Genomic DNA, 22,880 nt, shown 5'->3' with positions numbered 1-22,880 from the left:
TGGAGTCGCATCGTCGGCGGTGGCATTACCCGAGCGTGGGTGGCCCGCAAAGTGTACCGGTCGGCCGGTATAGTTTGCCTTATGCCGCGATCCAGCTCGAAAGAACGGCTGCTCGACGCCGCGGCCGAGGTGCTGCTGTCCGAGGGGGCCGAGGCCCTGACTCTGGAAGCGGTGGCCCGGCGGGCGGGTGTGTCCAAGGGCGGTCTGTTCTACCACTTCCCCACCAAGCAGGCGCTGGTCGCCGCCATGGTCGACCGGCTGACCAAGGCCTTCGACCAGGCGCTGGCCGAGACCGGCGACGAGCCGGGTGACTTCCTGCGCGCCTACCTGAACGCGACGATCCCCGAGCACCCCACAGCGACCAACGCCCCGGCCGACCGGGTGACCGCGGCGCTGCTGGCCGCGGTGCTCGTGGATCCGGCGGGGCTCGCGCCGCTGAGGGAGAGGTTCGCCGCCTGGCAGGCCAGGTTGACCGACGACGGCATCGACCCGGGCGCGGCGACGGCGGTGCGGCTGGCCATCGACGGCTGGTGGGCGGCCAGGCTGCTCGGGCTCGGCGAACCGGACGCGGCGCTGCACGAACGGACCAGGCGCTATCTGATGGAGGCGATCGACCGTGCTACGCGTCACTAAGGCGTTGATGCTGCTCACGGATCTGGGGTTCGTCGTCTACTTCGCCGTCACCGGGCTGGGGCTGGTCCCGCCCGAATGGGCGTTCGCCGACTACGCCGATCCGCTGATGGCCGACTGGAACTGGTCGTTCCTCTGGATCGACCTCCTGGCCAGCGTCACCGGCCTGGCCAGCCTGCACCTCCTGCGCCGGGGCTCGCCGTCCGGGCCGGGGCTGATGCTGGTCTCGCTCGTGCTGACCACGGCCTCCGGTTTGATGGCGATCGCGTTCTGGACGTTGCGCGGCGACTTCTCGCTGATCTGGTGGCTGCCGAACCTCTATCTCATGTTCTTCCCGCTCCCCGCGATCGTCCGGCTCACGCTGTCACGACCTGGCCTCACGGCGTCATGAAACAGCTCCGCGCCCGGTGTCGGTCCGCCATGGCCGCTTCGAGGACCGCCGTGCCCACGGCGTAGCCGCGGCGGGCCAGGTCGAGCGGGAACTCGGAGGCGAACGCCCGGGCGCTCGATGTGCCGGCGCCCTGCCACTGAGGCCAGACGAGGCGCAGGTTGACGTCGTTCCCGCCGGTCGGCGGGGAGGCGAGATGTGCCACGGATGCGGTTCTCCCCGCGCCTCAGCCCCTACCCCAGAGCGCCTGGTGACGAGTTACGCTCGGTTCTGATCGAATGTGACAAGGTCGTTACGATAACGTTTCCTTCCTCGACCACGATCGAGGCGGAGGCAACCGTGCTACAGGTGGCAGGCGTTCTCAAGACGTTCCAGGGTGTCACCGCCCTCGACCACGTCACCCTGTCCGTGCGCCCCGGCGAGGTGCACGCGCTGATCGGCGGCAACGGGGCGGGCAAGTCGACCCTGGTGAAGGTGCTCTCCGGGGTCCACCAGCCGGACGCGGGCGAGCTGCGCCTCGCGGGCGGGCCGGTCAGGTTCGGCAGTCCGGCCGACGCCGAACGGGCGGGGATCGCCACCGTCCACCAGGAGACGAACCTCGTCCCGACCATGAGCGTCGCCCGCAACCTGCTGCTCGGCAGGGAGCCCAGGGGACGGTTCGGGCTGATCGACTCCGCGGCCGTGCACGCGCGGGCCGAGCGGGTGCTGGCCGCGTACGGGCTGGAGGTGGACGTGCGCCGGCCGCTCGGGGCGCTGGGCGAGGGCGCGCGCCAGCTCGTCGCGCTGGCCAGGGCCGCCTCGGCGGACGCGCGGGTGGTCATCATGGACGAGCCCACGTCGGCGCTGGCGCACGCCGAGCTGGAGACGCTGTTCGGGGCCGTGCGGCGGCTGCGCGAGGAGGGCCGGTCGGTCGTGTACGTCACGCACCGGCTGGAGGAGCTGTACGGGATCTGCGACCGGGTCACGGTGCTGCGCGAGGGCCGGGTCGTGCACACGGGACCGCTGGCCGGGCTCGACCGGTTGCGGCTGGTCTCGCTCATGCTGGGGCGGCCGTTCCATCCCGTGGAGCCCGCCGCCCACCCCGGCGAGCCGGCCGAGCCCGCCGACCTGCCCGTGCTGGAGGCCAAGGGCCTGACCCGCCACCACGTGCTGGACGGGGTGTCGCTCGCGATGCGGGCGGGTGAGGTGATCGGCCTGGGCGGGCTGCTCGGCGCGGGGCGCAGCGAGACGGCCCGGGCCATCGCGGGCGTGCTGCCGGTGGACGCGGGCCAGGTGACGGTGGCGGGGGCGCGTTCGCGCAAGTGGTCGATCAGGAACGCCATCCGCGCCGGCGTCGGCCTGGTGCCGGAGAACCGGAAGACCGAGGGCATCGTGCCCACGCTGTCGGTGCGCGACAACATCGCGCTGGCGGCCCTGCCCCGGCTGTCGCGGGCGGGGATCGTGTCGGACGCGCGGGTGGACAGCATCGTGGCGACGTTCATGAAGCGGCTGGGGATCAAGGCCGTCTCACCCAGGCAGCCTGCCGGGGAGCTGTCGGGCGGGAACCAGCAGAAGGTGCTGCTGGCGCGCTGGCTGGCCATGCAGCCGAAGGTGCTGCTGCTGGACGAGCCGACCCGGGGCGTGGACGTGGCGACGAAGGTGGAGATGCAGGCGCTGCTGGACGAGCTGGCGGTGGACGGGCTGGCGATCCTGCTGATCTCGTCGGACGTGAGCGAGCTGGTGGACAACTGCGACAGCGTGGTCGTGCTGCGCGACGGCTCGATCACGGACCAGCTGGTCGGCCCCGAGGTCACGGAGGACCGCCTGCTGGCTGCCCTCGCCAAGGACTGACGGCACGCCCCCTAATAAACCGAAATATGGGGATGGTCGTAGTGGTTGGCCGTCGTGCCGCCCCGGTCCGACATGGTGCGCCAGGAGCCGGTCCTGGCGTGCCAGATCCGCTGCCGGTAGATGATGTACATGATCCCCAGCCGCTTGGAGTTCTTGATCGCCCACGCCGCGATCTCGTTGCCCCGCCCGATCTCGGCCCCCGACGGCATCGCGCCGCCGCGGCTCAGCATGAAGTCGCAGGCCCGCCCGAGCGGATGCTCGCCGCCGTCCTGGATCGCCCGGTAACATCCGATCCCGTACGGAACGCTGAACCGCTCCTGGACGAGCTGCTTGACCAGCCGCATCCGGGGCGTGATGTTGTCGGCCCCGCCGGGCAGCTGTGGGACCCACGTGCCGTCCGGCCGCCGCACGCCGGGCCCGATGTAGAGCTGGTCGATCTTGTCCTTGATTCGCTCGATCTGCTTCTCGGCCTTCTTCTTGCGCTGCTCCAGCTCGCCGGCCGTCTGGGCGAGCTCTTTCGCGCGCGCGTCGGCCTCGTCCTTGGCCTGCCGGTGGGCGTCCCTGACCTTGGCGTAGCCGCGCAGCCGGGTGTCCTGGAGCGTGACGAGGTGCTGGTTGAGCGCCATCCGGCCGAGGAAGGACGTCGGGTCCTGCCCGCTGGTGAAGAGGGCGATCTGGCCGGGGTCGCCGCCGATGTACTGGGCGACGGCCATGGCGCGGAGCTCGGCGGACTCCCGGTCGTAGACCGCCTGGGCCGCGGCCAGCTTCTCCCGCGCCGACTTTTCCGATTTTTCAGCTTTTTGCTGGGCAATTCTGCTGCTGTAGTAGTCGGTGATGAGCTTGTCCGACTCCTTCTGGAGCGCCGAGAGCTCCTTCTTGAGCTGCTTCACCGTGGGTTTGGGCGCGGCCTGTGCCGGAGCCCCCGCCGTCAGCAGCGCCACCGCGAACGTCGCCGCGGAGAGCGCACGGACTGAACCGCGTAGCCGGTCGGCCCGGGACGCAACCGCCACACTTCTCCTCACCCCGAGCCGCAGGGCAGGTTCCGGTCAGCACCAATCCAGGCCGGGGGATGCCCTCTATTCGAGAGCTGATAGTAGGGGATCACGCCGCTCCGCACACAACTCACGACTTTTCGGTATCGCGCGGTCGTCGTACCCTCCGTGCCACGATCTGCCGGCCGACCAGCACCGAGCCCGGCACGATCACCATCCCCAGGAGGCTCGACCCCAGACCGAGGTCGATGTCGGCGTCCAGCAGCCCGTCATCGTCGCCGCCGCCGAGGATGGGCAGGTTCACCGACACCCGGACGGAGACGGAGATGAGCGGCTCCCTGTTCCTGGTCGCGGGCGGCGTGCCGGGATCGGGCGCGCTCGTGGTCGGAGGCCGGGTGACCGGCGGCCGGGTGGTGGGCGGCTCGGTGTCCGGCGGGCTCGTCGGGGGCCTGGTCGTCGGCGGCCGGGTGGCCGGGGGTTCGCCGGTGGGCGGCCGCGTGGTGGGGCGGCCAGTGGGTCGGCCGGTGGGCCGATCCGTGGGCCGGCTGGAGCGCGTCGGCTCCCGCGTCGTGGGCCGGGCGCTCCCAAGCCCGCCCGTGGGAGGAGCCGTGGGTGGAGCCGTCGGCTGACCGGCGTACGTGACGGGCGGCGTACCCGTGATCGACTCATTGGGAGTGGGCTCAGCGGAGGGCGGCACAGTGGTCGGTGCCAAGGTCGGTGAGGCCGGCGCCGGGGTCCGCGACGTGGCGGGCGGCAGCGCGACGCCCGGCCCAGGCCCCGGCGAGTCGCCCAGGATCACGAACGCCGACACGACCGCGGCCGCGGTGGCCAGCACCAGCCCGCCCGTCACCGCGAACTTGGCCGCCGGCGCCAGCGTGCTCTGGACCACGCTGGTGGTGCTCTCGGCAACCGGTTGCGCCTTGGGTAACAGCGCGGCCAGCGGCACGGCCACGACGCCGAGCCCGGCCCGCCCGCGCCGCTCCCATTCGTCGCCGTACTCGGCGAGCGCGACCTCCTCCAGCTCGGCCAGGAACGCCTGCGCCGACGCGGGCCGCCCGGCCGGGTCCTTGGCCAGGCCGTGTTCGAGGAGCGGCCGCAGCGGCTCGTCGACGTCCCCCAGCTGGGGCAGGATGAACTGGTGCTGGTAGGCGAGCGCGGCCACGTTCTCGCCCTGGAAGGCCCGGTGGCCGGTCAGGCACTCGAAGAACACCAGCGCGGCGGCGTACACATCGGTCGCGGCGCTGGCCGGGGCGTCGTCCCACTGCTCGGGGGCCATGTACGAGGGCGTGCCGACGAGCGCGGCCGTCTCCCCGAAGTGGGTCGCCACGCCGAAGTCGACGAGCTTGCTCTCGCCGTCCTGGGTGATGATGACGTTCTCGGGTTTGAAGTCCCGGTGGACGACGCCGCGCTGATGTGCCTCGGCCAGCCCGAGCAGCGCGCCCTTCAGCACCACGAGCGCCGCCTCCGCGCCCGTCGCGCCCTCGTGCTCCAGCAGCCGCCGCAGCGTCACGCCGTCGACCAGCTCCATCACGATGACGGCGTCGTCCTGGCCCTCCACGTAGTCGAGCAGGCGGGCGGTGTGCGGGCTGTCGATCTCGCGGATGACCTCCGCCTCCGCCCGGAACCGCTCGACGAACTCCGCGTCCTCGCGCAGCGGGTCGGACAGGTGTTTGATCGCGACGGCCAGCCCGTCTGAGTCCCGTACGGCGAGCATGACCCGACCTGTGCCGCCGTGTCCGAGTTCCCGGATCTCGGTGTAGCCGGGAACTTCCATGTGGGACCTCCTGACCGGATAAAGATCCTTATGTCAGGACGCTAACCTGGGGTCACACCCCGTGTCGACCCCCTTCGCGCGAGTAACCGGCGCGCTGCGGCAATCGGTATCTTTACTACTCCGCATAGTAGGTCGGTCAGGCGGCGGGCCGCGCCGGCCGGCTCGCCAGGTAGCCACGGACGTTGCGCGCGGCCGTGCGCCCGGCCCGGTTCGCGCCGATCGTGCTGGCCGAGGGGCCGTAGCCGACCAGTTGCAGGGCCGGCTCCTTGACGGCCTGGGTGCCGTCCACCTGGATCCCGCCGCCCGGCTCCCTGAGCCGCAGGGGCGCGAGGTGGTCGAGGGCCGATCGGAAGCCGGTCGCCCAGATGATCGTGTCCGCCTCCAGGTGGAAGCCGTCCGGCCAGGTGGCGCCGTCCGGCGTGAGGCGGTCGAACATGGGGAGGCGGTCCAGGGCGCCCTTCGCCAGGGCCTCGCGGACGACCGTGCTGTAACCGAGGCCGGTGACGCTCACCACGCTCTGCGGCGGGAGCCCCGCGCGCACGCGCTCCTCGACCAGCGCGACGGCCTCGCGCCTGGCGTCCTCGCCGAAGTCGTCGTCCCGGAACACCGGCGGGCGCCGCGTCACCCAGGCCGTGGCTGCGGCGACCCCGGCGAGCTCCGACAGCACGTGCATCGCCGACGCCCCGCCGCCCACCACGATCACGCGCCGCCCCTCGAACTCCGCCGGCCCCCGGTAGCCCGCGTAGTGGAGCTGGCGGCCGGCGAAGTCCGGCGCCCCCGGGTAGTAGGGCCAGTAGGGCCTGGTCCAGGTGCCCGTCGCGTTGATCACGGCTCCGGCCGACCACTCCCCCGCGTCCGTGCCGATCACCAGCCGGCCGTCCGCGCCGTGCCGGACGGAGGCGACCCGCACCGGCCGTACGACGTCCAGCCCCAGCTCCTCCTCGTAAGCCGCGTAGTACTCGGGGACCACCTCGGCGGCGGGACGGCGGCCGTCCACGCCCGGGACCCGGGCGACCCCGGGCAGGTCGAAGATCCCGTGCACCTTGTCCATGGTCAGCGACGGCGACCGGTGGCGCCAGGCCCCGCCCGCCCCGTCGGCCGCGTCCAGGACGACCGGCTCGAACCCGAACCGGCGCAGGAAGTACGCGCTGGACAGCCCCGCCTGCCCGGCGCCGATCACCACCACCTCGGTCTCTTCCACGATCGGGTGAAACCGCCGCCGGGCCCGCCCTCTTCCCGAACCCGGTGCCTCACGCCTTCGCGCACACGTCGCGGTACGCCGTGGCACCCAGATAGTCGCGCCACTCCTGGGGGCTGAGCGTGCGCCCGGCCCGCGCGCACACCGCGCCCGCCATCGCCTCCGGCGCGACCGGCAGGTCGTGAACCCGCTCCGACGCGCCGACCACCCGCAGCAGCCCCCCGTCGCCGGTGAAGGCCATGAGGTGCATGATGCCGCTGCTGTCGAGCCGGATCTCCCCGCCCAGCGGCTGCCGGGTCGCCACGTCCCACAGATGGAGCCCGCCGCTCACGTCGGAGGCGGCGATCACGTCGCCTCCGGGGGCGAACACGACGGTGTCGAATTCCAGGCCGGCGACGCGCAGGTCAGGCACCAGGAGCTGCCGGGCGCTCAGGTCCCACAGGCTGAGGCGGCGCCCGTCGTGCGTGGCCAGCCGCCGCCCGGCCGGATCGACGACCATGTAACCCTGGTTCCGCGCCGCGCCGAACCCGGTGCCGACGGGCTTGCCGGTCATGATGTCGTAGAACTGCCCGCTCGCCGACGCGATCGTCTTACCGTCGGCGAGGAAGACGAAGTCGCGGGTGACGAGCGGCAGTTTCACGCTGCTGACCGCCTTCCCGGTCCGCGCGTCCCACACCCGCAGGCGGAAGTCATCCTGTTTCTGGTTGTTCTGCGCGAAGACCGCCGCGAACAGGCGGCCGTCCCGGCTGTAGGCCCCGCCCATGGGGAGGAACGCCGGAATGCCCCCGAACGACCACAGTCGCCGCCCGTCGGTGAGGCTGTAGGCGACGATCGCCTCCCCGTCCTGGAAGACCAGGCTGTCGCCGTCGGGGCTGAACCGCCACGGCGTCGGGTTGCCGGGGTTGGGGTACGACGCGGTCGAGCGGCGCGCGGCCACGTCCCACGCCCGGTACGCGGACGACGTGCTGATCAGCAGCCGGCGCGCGTCCGGGCTGATCGCCTCGATCTGCGTTCCGGAGGGCGGGCGGGTGCTCGCGGTGCTGGGCCGCAGGGCGAGGCCGACGATGCGCTCGTCCACCCGGTAGCGCAGCGTCCGGCCGGTCGGGTCGAACCACACGTCGGTAACCTCGCCCGGCGCCTCGTATTTGAGGATCTCCTCGTGCGTGGTCACGTCCCAGACCCAGACGCGCTGCCCGCGCGCGCCGGCGACCAACTGGTTGTCGGCGCTGAGCCGGACCGTCCACTGGGTGCCGGGGACCGCCTCGCTCACCGCGTCCCCCCAGGTCAAGCCGTCCTCCTCCGCCTCCGAGTCGGCGACCAGCCTGCCCGAGGCGGTGTCCCGGAGCTGGAACCGCTGCCCCGCGCAGTACATGAGCCGGCTGTCCGCGCTGAATCCCACGACCGCTTCCGTGCCGCAGCCCTTCTCGAGAGCGGGCACCCGCCGCATGCCCGGCAGCCGCCACACGCGGACCGTCTCCCCCGACGGCGTCACGATCGCGACCAGCCTGCCCGAGGAGGCGACGGTGAACTGGGTGAGCTCATCCCACTCCTTCGTGGGGATCTCGCGGCCGTGCTCGGCGTCCCACAGGTCCGTCACGCCGTTGGTGACGCTGATCGACAGCAGCGAGTCCTGGTCGCCGAAATCGGGGTGGAGCAGCTCCGGGTCGTCGCCCGGCTTGTTCTTGACGCCGACCAGGCGGCCGGTGCGCGTCTGCCACACAGTCACGGCCTGGCCGACCGCGATGGCCAGCAGCCGGCCGGTGCGGCTCAACGCCACCTGGTACACGCCTTCGGCCAGCCGCGGCGAGGTCCAGGAGGCGACCTGGCGGCCGGTCGCGACCTCGTACACGCGCACCCCGCGCTCGCTCACGGCGGCGAGGACGCGGCCGTCGCCGCTGACCGCCTGCGTGGCCGCGCCCTTGTCGGCGGGCGGGCTGAACGCCGTGCTCTCGCGCTGGTAGACGGCCGAGGTGAGGCTGGAACGGGTATCGGGGCCCGGGGCCAGCCGCCAGGCGGCCAGGCTCAGCAGCATGGCCCGCACCGGGTTCACCGTGCGCAGGTCGTCGGCCTGGTGGATCAGCTCGCGGCCACGGGCGCGGTCGCGTTCGGCGGCCACCTGGTCGCGCTGCTCGGCGGCCTGGCGTCCCTGCTGGACCGCGACCCCGGCGCCGATCACCGCCACCACCAGCAGCACCGCCAGCGCCGTGGTGAGCAGGCGGCGGCGGCCGGCCCGGCGCCGGGTGACGCCGCTCGCGGCGGCCAGGAAGTCGCGTTCGAGCGGGGTCAGCGTCAGCTGGTGGCGGCCGGTGGCGGCCCAGTCGAGCACGGCCTCCAGCCTGCTGCCCTGGAACAGGTCGCCGTCCTTGCGGCCGTGCTCGTGCCAGGCGTGGGCGGCGCGGGAGATCTCGGGCAGGACGCCGAGCCCGCGCCGGTCGGCCTCCACCCAGCCCCGCAGCCTGGGCCAGGCGCGCAGCACGGCCGGGCGGACGATGCTCACCTCGCCGTCGCGTTCGGTGAGGATGTAGCCGAAGACGTCCAGGATGCGCTTGCGCTCCGCGGGCCGTTCGGGGAGCAGGTCGGCCACGGACGCGCGCCGTACGGTCTCCGTGCCGTCGCCGTCGATCGTGATCAGCCGCAGCAGCAGGTCGGGCACCAGCTCGCGCTGGTCGGGGGTGAGCAGGTCGTAGGCGTCCTCGGCCAGCGTGCCGAGCCCGGGGTCGGCCGCGGCGGCCCGCAGGCCGTCGCCGCGCTGGCTGCCCTCGCCGAGCGGGTCGTGCGCGCCGCCGACCAGGGCGAGCAGCAGCCCCCGCGCGGTCGGCCGCCGCCCCGGGTCCTTGCTCAGCGCCGCCGCGACCAGCGGCCGCAGCGGCTCGGGCAGCGCGCCGAGGTCGGGATCGAAGGTGAGCACGCGGTGCATGACACCCGCGAGGGTCTCCGCCCTGAACGGGTCCAGCCCGGTCGCGGCGAACACCATGATCCCGCCCCAGGCGAACACGTCGGCCGCCGTCCCCGCCCGCCCGCCGGAGTAGACCTCCGGCGCCATGTACGTGGGCGTGCCCGCGATGTAGTCGCCGGCCGTCCGCGACATCTCCTCGGTGCGGGCGATGCCGAAGTCGATCACGCGCGGCCCGTCGGGGCCGAGCAGGACGTTGTCCGGTTTGAGGTCGCGGTGCACGACCCCGGCCTCGTGGATGGCGGTCAGCGCGGTCGCCACGGCGGTGGCCAGCCGGTGCAGGTCGTCGCCCGCGAACCGCCGCCCGGCGCGCCGCAGGTCCACGCCCTCGACGTATTCGCTCACGATGTACGGCGGGGTGGCGGCCGGGTCGGCGTCGATCACCCTGGCGGTGCAGAAGGAAGCGACCCGGCGGGCGGCGGCGGCCTCCTTGGCCAGCCGGTCGCGTACCTCCGCGTGCAGGACCTTGAGCGCGTACCGGCCGCCCTCGTCGTCGTACGCCTCATACACGACACCCTGGCCACCCGCGCCGAGCCGGCCGGCGAGCCAGTATTTGCCGATCTTGACCGGATCACCCGGCGCCAGACTCTCCACGTGACCTTTGATGCGGATGGGGCGCGATTGGTTGGCCTCAGCCGGGCACGGGCGCCGTGGACCCGCGGACGACGAGCTCCGTGGCCAGCTCCACGTGATGGGAGTCGATCCTCTCGCCGGCCGTCAGCCGCAACGCGGTGCGCAGCGCCACCCCGCCCATCTCGCGCAGCGGCTGGCGGACCGTGGTCAGCGGCGGCGCGGCCATCCGGGCGACCTGGGTGTCGTCGTAGCCCACGACGCTGATGTCCTCGGGGATGCGCAGCCCGCGTGCCCTGGCGGCCTCCATGACCCCCAGGGCCACCTCGTCGCAGCCCGCGAAGATCGCCGTCGGCGCCCGCGGCAGGTCGAGGACGGCCGCGCCGCCCAGCAGCCCGTCGTGGTAGCGGAACTGGCCGGTCCGCACGTACTCGGGGACCACCGGCGCGCCCTCGGCCTCCAGGGCGGCGCGGTAGCCGTGCAGCCGGGCCTGGTTGCAGGCCGCAGTGGCCGGGCCGCCGACGTACGCGATGCGGCGGTGGCCGAGCGAGAGCAGGTGGCGGGTGGCGGCCAGCCCGCCGGCGAAGTTCGTGGAGCCGACGCTGGTCACGCTGGCGCTCTGCAGGTTCAGCGGGTCGATCAGCACGAGCGGCAGGCGGGCGCGGGCCAGCGCGGCCACCTGCTGGGCGGCCAGCTGTTCGCAGGTGACGGCGATCAGCGCGGTGCGGCCGGCGGCCACCAGGTCACGGACCCAGGCCGTGCTGCGGCCGGCGTCCTTCTTGATGCTGACGACGATCCCGACGCCGATCTCGGCCCCGGCCGCCACCGCGCCCTGGATGATCTCGGTGGAGTAGGCGTTCAGGTCGTCGTCGAACTGCAGCTCGACGTTCCCGCACAGCTCGCGGCGCGGCGTGGCCGGGACGTACTCGTGCTGCCGCAGCAGCGACTCCACCAGGGATCGGGTGGCGGGCGCGACGTCGCTGCGGCCGTTGAGCACCTTGGAGACGGTCGCGACCGACACGCCTGCCGAGGCCGCGACGGTGGCCAGGGTGGCGCGCCTGGGGGTGTCCGGCATCGTGCCTCCTCACCTCGACGGGCGTGCCGTGGCTGGACCGATCATCACGTTGTCACGAGGGCGGACAGGAACGCGGGCTCGCAGCGTGCCAGGTGGGCCATGTCCGCATGGTAGAACCGGTCGTCGCCCCGGGCTATGTGCCCGGCGAACGCCTCGTCGCCGGCGGCGGCCCGGTCGTACATGTGCCGGACCAGGTGCTCCAGGCGGGCGCGCGCCGTGGACGGGAGCGCGCGCCGGTCCGCGTCGCCGAGCCCGTACGCGTCGGCGAACAGCCGCAGCCGCCGGGCCTGCTCCTCCACCGGCCCCGAGCCCACTCCCTCGTGCCGGGGATCGCTGAGCGAGACGAACCGGTAGGCGGCGTAGGACACGTCCCAGATCCGCGGCCCGGGGTGCGCCGTGTCGAAGTCGATGAACGCCACCGGCAGCCCGTCCCGGAAGACGCAGTTGTAGGTGGCCAGGTCCCCGTGGCAGATCACCTCCGCCGGACCCACCGGCGGGAAATACCACGAAAAATCGGGATCGATGGGGAAGTCGAGCGTGGCGTCGTGGTAGTCCCGCAGCAGCGTGCCCACGGCCACCAGCGCGTCGTCGGTCATGGCCCACTCCGGCAGCGGATAGCCGGGGACCTCGCCGGGCACGAAGTCCAGAATCTCCCGCCCGTCGCCGTCGATCCCGTGGCCGCGGGGCGCGCCGGTGAACCCGCGTGCCCGCAGGTGGCCGAGCAGCGCGTGCACGGCCGGGGTCCAGGCCCCTACCGGCCGCCGTACGGTCGAGCCGACGCGTACCACGTGGTTGACGCCGCCACCGGTCAGCACCTCTTCGTCGGGCACGGCCGCCTCTCCCCCGATCACCGCCGGGCCCGGACGATGATCGCCCGACCCGGCGGTCAGTGTGTCACGCGGCACCGGGGCACGGCACGCGAATAACACCGCGCCGTCAGCGGCGGGAGCGGAAGGCCACGGCCGTGGTCGAGGTGATCGCCGAGACCAGCACGGTCATGACCAGCACGGTGCCGATCGGGCTCTTGCGCCGGGCCGGGGCCGCCACGGCGCGCTGGTAGCGCGACATCGGGACGGCCGCCTTGGGCTCGGGCGTCTTCTTCGGCTTCTTCTCCGGCGCCGGCACCCGCACCGGCGGCGTCCAGGGGGCGGGCGGGCGCACCCGGACCGCTTTCCTGCGCGGGCACTGCCCCACGTGGACCTCTCCCGTGCACACGCCGTCGCGGTAGACCGTCACGTGCGGCAGCACGATCGCGGGCGGCCCCGGCCCTTTGCGGGGCGGCACCGAGATCGACACCTTGGGGCGGGGCGAGCGCCGCGTGCGGACCCGGGGCACCGACACGGTGGGCCCGACGGTGACGCCCTTGGGGGGCGTGGGCGGGCGCACGGTCACGTGCGGCACCGGGCGCGGCCACGACACCCCGTCGGCCGCGGCCGGACCCGCGACGGCCATGGCGGCCAGGGCGGCGGCGAACAGGAGTGGAGCGCGTCTGACGCCCACGGTCACACGCCCCCGCCGATGCGGGTGAACTCCTGCAGCGCCCCCTGGAACGCCTCGGGCCCGACGGCCAGCGGCCCGGCGAAGGCGCGGGAGATGTCCCACGTCAGGTAGATGCCGAAGCCCAGCAGCGCGGCCGTGGCCAGCAGCGGCAGCAGCGCCAGACCCCTGGGCCTGGCCCCGGCCAGGAACGGGAAGACGATCACCAGGACGCCGGTGAGGACGGTCAGGTGCAGCAGCCCCGCCGGCGGCCTCGCGGCGGCGTCGGCGGTGCGCTGGGCCCGCGCGGTGGACAGCGTGCTGAGCTTCTCCAGCACGGCGGCCTTGGCGTCGTCCTGCTTGTCGCCGGTCACCTGCAGGTCGGTGACGCGACCGCGCAGCTCGTCCATCCTGGCGGCGCCGACCGGGTCCATCCTGCCCTCGGCCATGAGCGGCCACTCGTCCCTGACCACGAACGTGACGTAGTCGCGCAGCGCCCTGCGCACGTCCTGCGGCGCGGTGCCCGGCAGGGCGTCGGCCGCCCAGTACGCGTCGACGGCCGCCTGGCTCTCGGAGTGGGTGTTGAGGCGGGCGGCGTCGGCCGTGGTCCAGGGCACGATGATCGCGATGGCGAAGACCAGCAGGAACATGGCCGACAGCATCGCTCCCGCGTGCGCGGCGGACGGGCCGTTGGGGTCTCGGTCCTCTCCGGCTCGTTTGACCTTCCTGAAGATCAGCGCGGTGAGCGCCACCGCGCCCACCGCCGCCACGATTGAGAGCGTGTACGCCACCATGAAGAATCTCCCGAAACTCATCGGATACGCAACGTCACATTACTATCACACAGTGCAATGATGGCGCGAAGCACAGATCGGTAAAGGCCCGGGCAGCTGCGGGGCTGTGAACGGCGTCGGGGCGGCCACGTGTGGCTACGCGCGTGACCGCCCCGCTGGGCCCGGGTTCCGGGGAGGCGTGCCCTCCTGCGCGACGAGGGCCGGGGCCGCTCCGCGCGAACCGCCGACAGCCCTCGCCCGCACCCCTCCCACCAGGGCCCGCCTCGCATGATCCGCCGTCCGGGGGCTCCGCGCGTCAGGGATCGCCCCGGGGATTTCCCCTGGAGTACAGGCCTTCGTGCGGCCGTGGCCCGTCCGGCCGCATGTGGAACGGCCGCGGGGGCACGTCGTCGTCGGACGGCACCCGGGGATAACCCCTGGTTTTCGCACGGACTCTGGACAAAGGGACAGGCAAGTCTTACTTGAGCCGCCCGCCGCGCCGCGCAACGTTGGATTTCCCAGCGTGCGGAGGCCGGTATGACGTTCGTCGGACGGGATGAGGAGCTGCGATGCCTGGCCTCGGAGTTCGAGCGCGCCAGCGCCGGGCTGCCCAGGCTCGTCGTGGTCGAGGGAGCGGCGGGGATCGGGAAGACGACGCTGGTCCGGCGGTTCCTGGAGACGTGCGGGACGGGCAACGTGCTGTTCTCCGACGGTGACGAGGGTGAGGCGTTACTCCCGTACGGGACGCTGACCAGGCTCTTCGGCGGGCTTCCCGCGCAGGTCGAGGCGGCGGCCGCGGCCGGGCCGCCCGATCCGCTGGCGGTCGGCGCGGCGCTGCTGCCGGAGCTGAGCGAGCGGCAGGCGAGCGAGCCGCTCTGCCTGGTCGTCGACGACGTGCACTGGGCGGACGCGCCGACGTTGCAAGCGCTGACGTTCTGCCTGCGCAGGCTGCGCGTGGACCGGGTGATGGCGGTGCTCATGCTGCGCGAGGCCGCCACGCTCCCGGGGCCCGAGGGGCTGCGGCGGCTCATCGCGGCCGACGCGACCCGCCGGGTGCGGCTGCGCGGGCTGCGGGAGCCGGAGGTGGCCGCCCTGGTGGGCGGGCGGGTGTCGCAGCGGGCGGTGGCCAGGCTGGTCGCCCACACCGAGGGCGTGCCGCTGCACCTGCGGGCGCTCCTGGAGGAGGTGCCCCTGCGGGCGCTGGACGACCTGGCCGAGCCGCTGCCGGCGCCGCGCTCGTACACGATGCTGGTGCTGGCCAAGGTGGCCAGGTGCGCGCCGGCGGTGCGCGAGCTGGTCGGCGCGGTCAGCGTGCTGGGCCTGTCGTGCCCGCTGCACCTGGCGGCGCGGGTGGCCGGGGTGGCGGAGCCGCTGCACGCGCTCGAAGAGGCCGTGCGTGAGGGCGTGCTCCTGGAACGGTCCTCTTCGCGCGGGCCCGTGGCCGCGTTCGCGCATCCGCTGATCCGCGTGGCCGTCTACCGCGACCTGGGCCCGGCGCGCCGCTCGGCCCTGCACGCGCGGGCGGCGCTGGTGGCGGAGGGCGAGCAGGCGCGGCTGCGGCACCGCATCGAGGCGGTGGCGGGCCCGAGCGCGGAGCTGGCCGCCGAGCTGGCGGAGCTGGGCAGGGCGCAGGTACGGCTCGGCGCGTTCGGCGGCGCGGCCGAGCACCTCAAGGCAGCGGTGGAGCTGTCGGGCGACCCGGCGCCGCTGGCCGCCGAGGCGGTGGAGGCGCTGCTGCTGGACGGGCGGGTCGACGAGGCCGCCGGGCTGGCCGCGAGCCTGCCCGAGGACGCGCACCCGGCGGTGCGCGGCTACGCGCTCGGCCACCTGGCCATGGTGCGCGGTCAGGTCGAGGTGGCGCGGAGGCAGCTCGTCGCGGCCTGGCAGCAGGCCGGGCCGCCCGAGTCGGGCCTGGCGGCGCGGGCCGCGCAGCAGCTGGCCATGCTCTGCCTGGTCAGGGCCGAGGGCAGGCAGGCCGCCCGCTGGGCCGAACGCGCCAGGAGCTCCCCCCGCTACCGCCTCAGCATCGACTACAACCGCTTCACCCAGCTCACCGGCCTGGCCGTGTCCGGCGAGATCGACGCGGCGCTGGCCGCGACCGCCGACCTGCCGCCGCCCGCGTCGGCGTCGATCGCCGACCTCGACGCGCTGCTCGGCCGGGGGCTGGCGCGCACGTGCTCCGACGACCTGGCGGGCGGGCTGGCCGACCTGTCCGGGGTGGTGGCGGCGTGCGGGGAGCGTTCGGTGCCGTTCCGCATGCTGGCCACGGCCCTGCTGGGACAGGTCGAGTACCGCTGCGGCCGCTGGGACGACGCCGCCCTGCACACCGAGACCGCCGCGTCCGTGGCCGACGACGCCGACCAGCGGTGGCTCTCGCCCGTCTGCCACGGGCTGGCGGCGCTCGTCCCGGCCTCGCGGGGCGCCTGGCCGCTCGCGGAGTCCCACGTCAGGGCGGCCGTCGCCGGGGCGGACTCGGTGGCGGCGCTCGCGCACGGGTGCGCCGCCGCCGCGCACCTGGCCGCCGCCAGGGGCGACCACGCCGCGACGGCGACGGCGCTGGAGCCGCTGGAAGCGGTGAACGTGCACGACATCGTGTACGAGCCGGGCGTCGTGCAGTGGCTCGACCTGCTCATCGACGCGCTGGTGGGGCTGGGCGAGCTGGACCGGGCCGAGTCCTGCCTGGTCGCGGTCGAGCGGCTGGCGGGGCGGCGCGGCCGGCGGTCGGCGCTGGCCACGGCGGCCCGCTGCCGGGGCGGCCTGCACGCGGCCCGCCACGAGAACGCCCTGGCCGACGCCGCCTTCACCACCGCGCTCGCCCACGCGGGCGCGGTGGCCGGGCTGCCGTTCGACGAGGCGCGGCTGCGGCTGGCGTACGGGCGGTTCCTGCGCAGGCTGGGCCGCCGCCGGCAGGCGCAGTCGCACCTGGAGCTGGCGCTCGGGCTGTTCGCCAGGCTGGGCGCGGCGCCGTACGCGGGGCGGTGCGAGCAGGAGCTGAGCGCGTGCGGGCTGCCGCGCGCCGAGCCGGGCGCCTCGCCGCTGCTGCGGCTGACGCCGCAGGAGCAGGCGGTGGCGCGGCTGGTGGCGACCGGGATGACGAACCGTCAGGTGGCCAGGGAGCTGGTGCTGAGCGTGAAGACGATCGAGTACCACCTGGGGAACGCGTACGCCAAGCTAGGGGTGAGCTCACGCGTGGCCCTCACCACCAAGCTCATGCACTGAGCCCGGGCCCGCCCCGTTGGGTGGGCGTCACGGAGACGGTTCCACGAGCAACTCCGACAGGCGATCCGCGAACTCGACGAGCCGGTCCAACCGCGGTCCCCCGCGGGCGATGCGGAAGCCGTGACGGCGGCCCCAGAACGCGGCCTGGACGGCGTGGAACTGGGCCCAGCGCCGGGTGCGTTCGCGATCGAGTTCGGCGGCCTCGGCGAAGACGTCCAGCGTACGATCGAGGGCCTTGCGCAGGTCGTCCGCTTCGAGGAGCGTCAGGGCACGTGACTTGAGCAGCGTGCCTGCGTCGTAGGCGGGGTCTCCCGCGTGCCCCTTGGGATCGACGGCCAGCCAGGGTTCGCGGTCGGCGCGCAGGATGTTCCTGGGGTGGAGGTCCCCGTGGATGAGGACGTCCGGCTGGACGGGGCCCAGCTCGCGTACGGTCGCCACGGCGGCGTCGACCACGTGGCGTGGCAGTGTGTGCGGCAGCTCCTCGGCGTCCTTGCGCAGCCGCACCTCCCAGGCGCCGGCCCGCTCCCGCAGCCGGGGCAGGCCGGGCGGCGCGGGGACGGCCAGGCGGCGGTTGATCCGCCCCGCGACCGTGACGACCTCGTCGCCGTCCTCGACCTCCGCCAGGGTCGACGCCCGGACCCGTTCGAGCAGCATGGCGAAACGCCCGTCGTCGCGCTCGTACAGCCGGACGGCTCCACGCCCGCCCCACGCCGCGAACGCGTCCGGCTCATGGACGTTGCCGGGATGCGGGAACGACACCTTCAGCACGGCATCCCCCTCGGCCCGCCGGCGCACCGGGACGACCATCCCGACGCCCCCGTGCATGACCTCGCCGTCCGGCACGCACCCCCAACGCTCCAGCAGCTCGTCCACGATCCCGGGCAGTTCGGCGAGCCACGCCGCTCCCGGGTCTCCCTCACGCTCGACGGTGCTCCGCGCGAACGCCTCCGGTATCCCGATCATCCGGGCACCCTACGGGCCCGGACTCGGCCGGGGTATAATGATCTTGTATCCCGAGCGGTTGTCCGCCCGGGATTTTGCCTTTCATGCCCACTCCCCATCGCGTGATCCTGAACGCGGCCACCGGCGAGCTCATCGTCCGCCGGTTTCATGCGGCACAGCGCACGCGTGGGGGCTCGATGAGACTCAGCGGCCCGGCGGCGTGTCGAGGCCCAGCAGGGGCAGGCAGGGCGCCAGCCCGTCGATCCGCACGGGAACGGTGCGATGCCGCTCCCAGGCGTCGCGGGTCAGGCGTGACCGGTGCTCCTCGACCAGCTTCCCGTCCACCGCGTGGCGCAGGCGGCCGTCGGGCTCGTAGCCGAGCTTGCGGGAGACGGCCAGGGAGGCGGCGTTGTGCTCGAGCGCGCCGGACAGGGCCACCTCGGCGGCCAGGCCGGCGAAGGCGAGGTGGAGGACGGCCGCCCGCATCTCGGTGCCGATCCCCTGCCCCTGGTGCCGGCGGCCGAGCCAGGAGGTGGTGCGCACCTGACGCGTGACGCCCAGGTCCCGGGCGGCGAGGCTCTGCTGCCCGGCCACCACGCCGTCCCGGAACACGGTGAGGTCGAGCGACCACTCCCGCGGCGTCCACGCGCCGAGCTGCCGCCAGTGGTAGTGGATCACACTGCGGGCGGCCTCGGCGCGCGGCGCGTCGGTCCACCGCACGAGGAACGGCGAGACGTCCGGGTCGTGGATGCCCTCGGCGGCCAGGTCGGCCAGCTCGGCCAGCTCCTCGGGCGAGGGCAGCCGCAGTTCGAGCCGCGGCGTGACCAGCCGCAGCCCGGCCGGCGGAAAGTGATCGACCAGCATGACACCATCATGATCGCCCGGCCGTCGGCCCGTCATCCGGTTTCCCCTGGGGCCGGCTACGGCGGGTGGATCAGCGGAGGTCGACCTCGACACCGCGATCGGAGAAGATCTCCAGGAGGTCGTGCAGTTCGACGTTCGGTCTCCAATACCGCGGGTCGCGGGTGGGCCGGTCGTAGCCCGGGACCAGATGCCGGCGAGCCACGTCGGAGTGGTGGGTGTAGTCGTCAGGCAGCAACCATCGCGCGCCCGATAAAGCAGAAGTCGTCATCACGACAGACCCTAACGGTCGGCGGAGCCCGGGTCGAGGTCGGGAATTCGATTGTGGACGGCAAAGTAAATACGACGCCGTGCATTGTGGCGTTTCGGCGTCAGTCGGCATGGAGCCATGTTCATGGTGAATGGCTGCATTCTGCGCCCCGCATGTGGGACGCAGAATGCAGCCGTTCACCTGGCGGTGTCAGCTAGCAAAGCCACCTTCGCGCGGATTCTCTGTCACCGGCCGGCGTCCTGGCCAGCGTGTAGTAGTTTCCGGCGCCGGTCCTGCTGCAGTAGGCGTATGCGGTGACCGGGCTGGTGTATCGGGGGCAGCAGCCTGCCCTTACGTCGGGCCCGGGCACGTCGATCCAGATCTCCACCGTGACGGCTTGGTTGCCGCATCCGCCGATTCCGGAAATCACATCTCCGTTCTGGCTCGGAGGATAGGCGTACGGCGCGTACCCGTTGCAGTCAGCCGCAGCCGAGGCGGTCGATGCTGCCGGTGCTGCCGACGCCGCCGAGGCCCCCGAGGCCCATGGCACGAGGAGCCCAAGTGCCATTGTGAGAATCAAAATAGTTCGCCGGAACATCCTTTTCTCCCGTCTACGATCTCCTCGCACGATTCTGATGAGCTGCCGGATCGGCGGCTATCCCGTATCCGCCGATGTTCAGCTGTTCAATGGATTGACGGACTCAGCGCAGGCTGCTACCCCAATGCCGTTCAGTTAACGATCATGCCCTGGTTCGAGGTTGCCGAGGCGTTCGTCGCCGGCCAAGAGCTCCGCCGGGTGGCGACATGAAAGTTTCACGCTGCATTGACACCCGGAAAGCGCTTTCCTACGGTGTGGGTCACTCCCAACGCGGAGGGGTCCGTTCATGTGAGCGGTGCTCATCCGCTGCCGGAAGCCAGCGGCCGACCTGCACCTGCGACAAGCCCGATGCCGCGGCGGCGACCGCGCAGAGAAGATCGCATCCGTTGTTCGAAGGAGAAGGTGAAACAAGGATGAGACGAGCAGTCGCGTTACGACTCCAGGCGGTGCTGGCCGCGGTGGCCATCGCGGCCGCGGCCGGTGTGGCCTTACCAGCGCTGCAGGCATCAGCGGCGGCCGGCGGCGCCACCGGCTACGCGACCGCCAACGGCGGAACCACCGGCGGTGCAGGCGGGCAGACGGTCAGGGCCACCACGGGGACCGCGATTCATGCGGCCCTGTGCAACCGGGCCAGCAGCAGCACCCCGATCATCATCGAGGTCTCAGGGACCATCAACCACGGCAACACCACCAAGGTCTCGGGCGGAAGCTGCAACACCGCCGCCGACGTGATCGAACTCAAGCAGATCAGCAACGTCACGATCATCGGGGTCGGCAGCGGGGCCGTCTTCGACCAGCTGGGCATCCACATCCGCGAAGCCCGCAACATCATCATCCGCAACGTGACCGTCCGCAACGTCAAGAAGTCGGGCTCGCCCACGTCCAACGGCGGTGACGCCATCGGCATGGAGAGCAGCGTCCGCAACGTCTGGGTCGATCACGCCACCCTGGAGGCCTCGGGCGGGGAGGCGGAGGGCTTCGACGGCCTCTTCGACATGAAGAACGACACCCAGTACGTGACCCTGTCCTACAGCATCCTGCGCAACTCCGGGCGTGGCGGGCTCATCGGATCCAGCGAGAGCGACCGCTCGAACGGCTACATCACCTTCCACCACAACCTGTACGAGAACATCGACTCCCGCACACCCCTGCTGCGTGGTGGCATCGCCCACATCTACAACAACTCCTACGTGAGCCTCCACGAGTCGGGCATCAACTCCCGGGCCGGAGCCCGCGCCAAAGTGGAGAACAACTACTTCAAGAACTCCAAGGACGTCCTGGGCACCTTCTACACCAGCGAGGCCGGCTACTGGCAGGTCGGCGGCAACATCTTCGACAACGTGACCTGGTCCGCCCCGGGCAGCGAGAACAACCCCGCCGGACCCAACCCGCAGTCCAACACCACCGTCAGCATCCCCTACTCCTACACCCTCGACGGGGCGAGCTGCGTGCCGGGCCTCGTCCTCCAGACGGCCGGCGCCAACAAGGGCCTGCAGGAGTCGAACGGCAGCTGCACGCCGCAGACCCCGACGGCCACGCCGACACCGACCATCAGCCCCACGCCGTCACCCACCCCTACGCCGGGCGGGCCCAACCTCAGCCTCGGAGCCGGCTCCGACGGCTCCAGCAAGGCCGACGGGACGAGCTACGGCAACGTGCGGGACGGCAGCATGAGCACCTTCTGGTCGCCGGCCGCCTCGACCGGTGACATCTCGATCAAGTGGGGCTCCGCCACGACGATCTCCAGAGTCGTCATCCGTGAGGCGTCAGGCTCCGAAGGCGGCATCGGCGCCTGGCAGCTCGTCGACGCCGGCACCGGAGCGGTCCTGAAGTCCGGCAGCGGGACGGGCGCCATCACGTTCACGCCGACCTCACTAAGCAAGATCACCTTCAGGATCACCAGCTCGGCGAGCACACCGAAGGTCGCCGAGTTCGAGACCTACGCGGGGTAACGGCCGCTTCCGCCGTCCACTCCGTCTGCCCAGGGACGAAGGCGGGGCCGTCAGAAGGACGCCCCGCCCCGTCTCCTTGTGAAGCCCCGGTCGGGGACGGATTGGCAGGTCGGTTCGGCGAGGCCGCCCAGGCCGGCGATCGGCTGCAGCAGGCAGGCAGGGCTGCCCCTTTGATCCACTGGAGCCGGAGCGACACGTCCGGTTCGGGGCTTGACGTCTACACGAACGGGTCCATGTACGGGCGGTCTTTCACCCGGTCATAGATGCGGCGCAACCACGGCTGCCGAACCGGCGCCAGCCGCTCGAGCGTGCTGAGGAACACCCGCCCATCAGGGCGGAAAAGATGATGCGGCAGCAGCGGGGGCGGGTCATCGCGGCGGACGCCGGCAGGCATCCCGTGCGCCGCCGGCACGAGCCGCCGGTCATCGTGGTAGGCCAGGTACGTCCACACGTCCGCAGCCATCGGCACCACCGCTCCCGCGTCGCACGGCCATGCCTCACCGGTCTGTGGATGGCGCGGCACCAGGGCGATGTCCGTGATCGCGGCCGACAGGCCGGGCCCGGCCAGGACGAGGTGCCGTTCCGGTGGTCCCGGAGGGAACAGGATGTCGATCGCCCGGCGGAACGCCTCTGCGACAGGCCCGTCAGGGACGGACACCCGCTTGCCGCCCGAAACCGCCAGCAGGTGCGCCAGTGCCACTGCGACCGCGGCCTCCCACGGTGGGCTCCAGAAACCAAGCGCATCAACGGGCGGTGTGCTCGGCAACTCCGGCCAGTCGAGCACCCGCTGGACGGGGCCGTCGACGGCGACGGGGCGCACGGCGTCCGGCTCCAGCCACACCACCTGCCAGAACCCGCAGTCGTCGACCCGGGTCGCCACCGGACGGCCGCACCCCGCGCACGCCAGGTTGGGACCGTACTGGCCGTCCCAGCCGCAACAGCAGCCGCCTAACCTGTCCGGGATGAAGACGGTTCCGCGAACGTCGCCCGGGGCGATCCCGATCCTGTTCGGGGGTCCCGAGATGCAGTATGTCTGCAGTCGGACGCCATGCTCTTCCGGCTCCGGCTCCGGCTGCCTCGGCTCCCAAGGCCGGTCCTCTCCAGGGTCCACCACGTACGTTCCCGGCTCCAGAAGACCAGAGAGCAGGTCATGGCCGTACTTCTGGCTTGAGTGGTCGGGAAGCGCCACCCGGGCCACCCGCGCGGTCATCACGGCGCCGCACTCCGCACAGGCGAAAACGACCAAGCAGCCTCCTTCGACGGAACGACGCGATCATGGTGGCACAAAGTCCCGCCTTGTGTGGAAGTGTTGGCCAGGGGTGACGGCGGTCGTGCCTGCTGCGGGATCGCCCTCCCAGTCCACCCAGCTCGGCGGTGGTCTCAAAGCGCTTGTGGTCGC

18 protein-coding genes are annotated in these 22,880 nt (G+C 72.6%); 5 read left to right on the top strand and 13 right to left on the bottom strand.

Annotated features, from left to right (window positions below):
• The first annotated feature begins 81 nt into the window (after positions 1-81).
• Entirely contained in the window at positions 82-633 is a 552-nt protein-coding gene (locus ABZS69_RS33965) for a TetR/AcrR family transcriptional regulator (RefSeq protein ID WP_355379460.1), read from the top strand.
• Positions 617-1,021 (top strand): DUF5360 family protein, encoded by a 405-nt coding sequence (locus tag ABZS69_RS33960; RefSeq protein ID WP_355379459.1) that lies wholly within the window; start codon positions 617-619, stop codon positions 1,019-1,021. Before ABZS69_RS33965 ends, ABZS69_RS33960 begins: the two co-directional genes overlap by 17 nt.
• On the opposite strand, the gene ABZS69_RS33955 is transcribed toward ABZS69_RS33960, so the two are convergent.
• Positions 1,008-1,223 carry a hypothetical protein gene (locus tag ABZS69_RS33955; protein WP_355379458.1) on the bottom strand — a complete coding sequence of 72 codons (216 nt, stop codon included), beginning with the start codon at positions 1,221-1,223 and terminating at the stop codon, positions 1,008-1,010. The genes ABZS69_RS33960 and ABZS69_RS33955 overlap by 14 nt on opposite strands.
• A gap of 143 nt (positions 1,224-1,366) precedes the next feature.
• Here ABZS69_RS33955 and ABZS69_RS33950 point away from each other — a divergent pair, with 143 nt between their 5' ends.
• Complete coding sequence (locus ABZS69_RS33950; protein WP_355379457.1) at positions 1,367-2,848, top strand: sugar ABC transporter ATP-binding protein; 1,482 nt, start codon at positions 1,367-1,369, stop codon at positions 2,846-2,848.
• Between the two features lie 11 nt (positions 2,849-2,859).
• Here ABZS69_RS33950 and ABZS69_RS33945 read toward each other — a convergent pair whose 3' ends face one another.
• The 8 genes from ABZS69_RS33945 to ABZS69_RS33910 form a co-directional block, all read right to left on the bottom strand.
• A complete protein-coding gene (locus ABZS69_RS33945) occupies positions 2,860-3,858 on the bottom strand; it encodes a hypothetical protein (RefSeq protein WP_355379456.1) in 999 nt (332 codons plus the stop codon).
• A 112-nt stretch (positions 3,859-3,970) separates the two neighbouring features.
• On the bottom strand, positions 3,971-5,614 hold the full coding sequence (locus ABZS69_RS33940; protein ID WP_355379455.1) for a protein kinase: 1,644 nt from the start codon (positions 5,612-5,614) through the stop codon (positions 3,971-3,973).
• Positions 5,615-5,750: 136 nt separating this feature from the next.
• Positions 5,751-6,815: an NAD(P)-binding domain-containing protein gene (locus ABZS69_RS33935; RefSeq protein ID WP_355379454.1), complete on the bottom strand. Its 1,065-nt coding sequence runs from the start codon at positions 6,813-6,815 to the stop codon at positions 5,751-5,753.
• A 49-nt stretch (positions 6,816-6,864) separates the two neighbouring features.
• Positions 6,865-10,359: a WD40 repeat domain-containing serine/threonine-protein kinase gene (locus tag ABZS69_RS33930; protein ID WP_355379453.1), complete on the bottom strand. Its 3,495-nt coding sequence runs from the start codon at positions 10,357-10,359 to the stop codon at positions 6,865-6,867.
• 37 nt (positions 10,360-10,396) lie between these two features.
• Complete coding sequence (locus tag ABZS69_RS33925) at positions 10,397-11,410, bottom strand: substrate-binding domain-containing protein (RefSeq protein WP_355379452.1); 1,014 nt, start codon at positions 11,408-11,410, stop codon at positions 10,397-10,399.
• 44 nt (positions 11,411-11,454) lie between these two features.
• Positions 11,455-12,315, bottom strand: a complete 861-nt coding sequence (locus tag ABZS69_RS33920; RefSeq protein WP_355379451.1) for an aminoglycoside phosphotransferase family protein — start codon at positions 12,313-12,315, stop codon at positions 11,455-11,457.
• 31 nt (positions 12,316-12,346) lie between these two features.
• Entirely contained in the window at positions 12,347-12,910 is a 564-nt protein-coding gene (locus ABZS69_RS33915) for a hypothetical protein (protein ID WP_355379450.1), read from the bottom strand.
• Between the two features lie 2 nt (positions 12,911-12,912).
• Entirely contained in the window at positions 12,913-13,701 is a 789-nt protein-coding gene (locus ABZS69_RS33910) for a hypothetical protein (RefSeq protein ID WP_355379449.1), read from the bottom strand.
• Positions 13,702-14,196: 495 nt separating this feature from the next.
• Between ABZS69_RS33910 and ABZS69_RS33905 the strand changes: the two genes are divergently transcribed.
• A complete protein-coding gene (locus ABZS69_RS33905; protein ID WP_355379448.1) occupies positions 14,197-16,878 on the top strand; it encodes an AAA family ATPase in 2,682 nt (893 codons plus the stop codon).
• A 27-nt stretch (positions 16,879-16,905) separates the two neighbouring features.
• Here ABZS69_RS33905 and ABZS69_RS33900 read toward each other — a convergent pair whose 3' ends face one another.
• The 3 genes from ABZS69_RS33900 to ABZS69_RS33890 form a co-directional block, all read right to left on the bottom strand.
• Positions 16,906-17,841, bottom strand: a complete 936-nt coding sequence (locus ABZS69_RS33900) for an aminoglycoside phosphotransferase family protein (protein WP_355379447.1) — start codon at positions 17,839-17,841, stop codon at positions 16,906-16,908.
• Positions 17,842-18,024: 183 nt separating this feature from the next.
• Entirely contained in the window at positions 18,025-18,684 is a 660-nt protein-coding gene (locus tag ABZS69_RS33895) for a GNAT family protein (RefSeq protein ID WP_355379446.1), read from the bottom strand.
• 70 nt (positions 18,685-18,754) lie between these two features.
• Positions 18,755-18,952, bottom strand: coding sequence for a hypothetical protein (locus tag ABZS69_RS33890; RefSeq protein ID WP_355379445.1), 198 nt, complete (start codon positions 18,950-18,952; stop codon positions 18,755-18,757).
• A gap of 990 nt (positions 18,953-19,942) precedes the next feature.
• On the opposite strand from ABZS69_RS33890, the gene ABZS69_RS33885 reads away from it, so the two are divergent.
• Positions 19,943-21,481: a pectate lyase gene (locus ABZS69_RS33885; RefSeq protein ID WP_355379444.1), complete on the top strand. Its 1,539-nt coding sequence runs from the start codon at positions 19,943-19,945 to the stop codon at positions 21,479-21,481.
• A gap of 217 nt (positions 21,482-21,698) precedes the next feature.
• On the opposite strand, the gene ABZS69_RS33880 is transcribed toward ABZS69_RS33885, so the two are convergent.
• The gene (locus tag ABZS69_RS33880) at positions 21,699-22,727 is read right to left on the bottom strand and encodes a hypothetical protein (protein WP_355379443.1); all 1,029 of its coding nucleotides are present in this window, start codon (positions 22,725-22,727) and stop codon (positions 21,699-21,701) included.
• Positions 22,728-22,880 lie beyond the last annotated feature (153 nt).

The organism is Nonomuraea sp. NPDC005650, assembly GCF_040605375.1.
Taxonomy (GTDB): domain Bacteria; phylum Actinomycetota; class Actinomycetes; order Streptosporangiales; family Streptosporangiaceae; genus Nonomuraea.
Note: the sequence above shows the minus strand (reverse complement) of the source record. Positions and strands in the feature narration are given on the sequence as shown.

Bases quoted from the DNA above. Each gene is read 5' to 3' on its own strand.
- ABZS69_RS33905 (WP_355379448.1), top strand. From the start codon at position 14,197: ATGACGTTCGTCGGACGGGATGAGGAGCTGCGATGCCTGGCCTCGGAG.
- ABZS69_RS33895 (WP_355379446.1), bottom strand. From the start codon at position 18,684: ATGCTGGTCGATCACTTTCCGCCGGCCGGGCTGCGGCTGGTCACGCCG.
- ABZS69_RS33900 (WP_355379447.1), bottom strand. From the start codon at position 17,841: ATGATCGGGATACCGGAGGCGTTCGCGCGGAGCACCGTCGAGCGTGAG.
- ABZS69_RS33885 (WP_355379444.1), top strand. From the start codon at position 19,943: ATGAGACGAGCAGTCGCGTTACGACTCCAGGCGGTGCTGGCCGCGGTG.
- ABZS69_RS33965 (WP_355379460.1), top strand. From the start codon at position 82: ATGCCGCGATCCAGCTCGAAAGAACGGCTGCTCGACGCCGCGGCCGAG.
- ABZS69_RS33890 (WP_355379445.1), bottom strand. From the start codon at position 18,952: ATGACGACTTCTGCTTTATCGGGCGCGCGATGGTTGCTGCCTGACGAC.
- ABZS69_RS33910 (WP_355379449.1), bottom strand. From the start codon at position 13,701: ATGAGTTTCGGGAGATTCTTCATGGTGGCGTACACGCTCTCAATCGTG.
- ABZS69_RS33925 (WP_355379452.1), bottom strand. From the start codon at position 11,410: ATGCCGGACACCCCCAGGCGCGCCACCCTGGCCACCGTCGCGGCCTCG.
- ABZS69_RS33940 (WP_355379455.1), bottom strand. From the start codon at position 5,614: ATGGAAGTTCCCGGCTACACCGAGATCCGGGAACTCGGACACGGCGGC.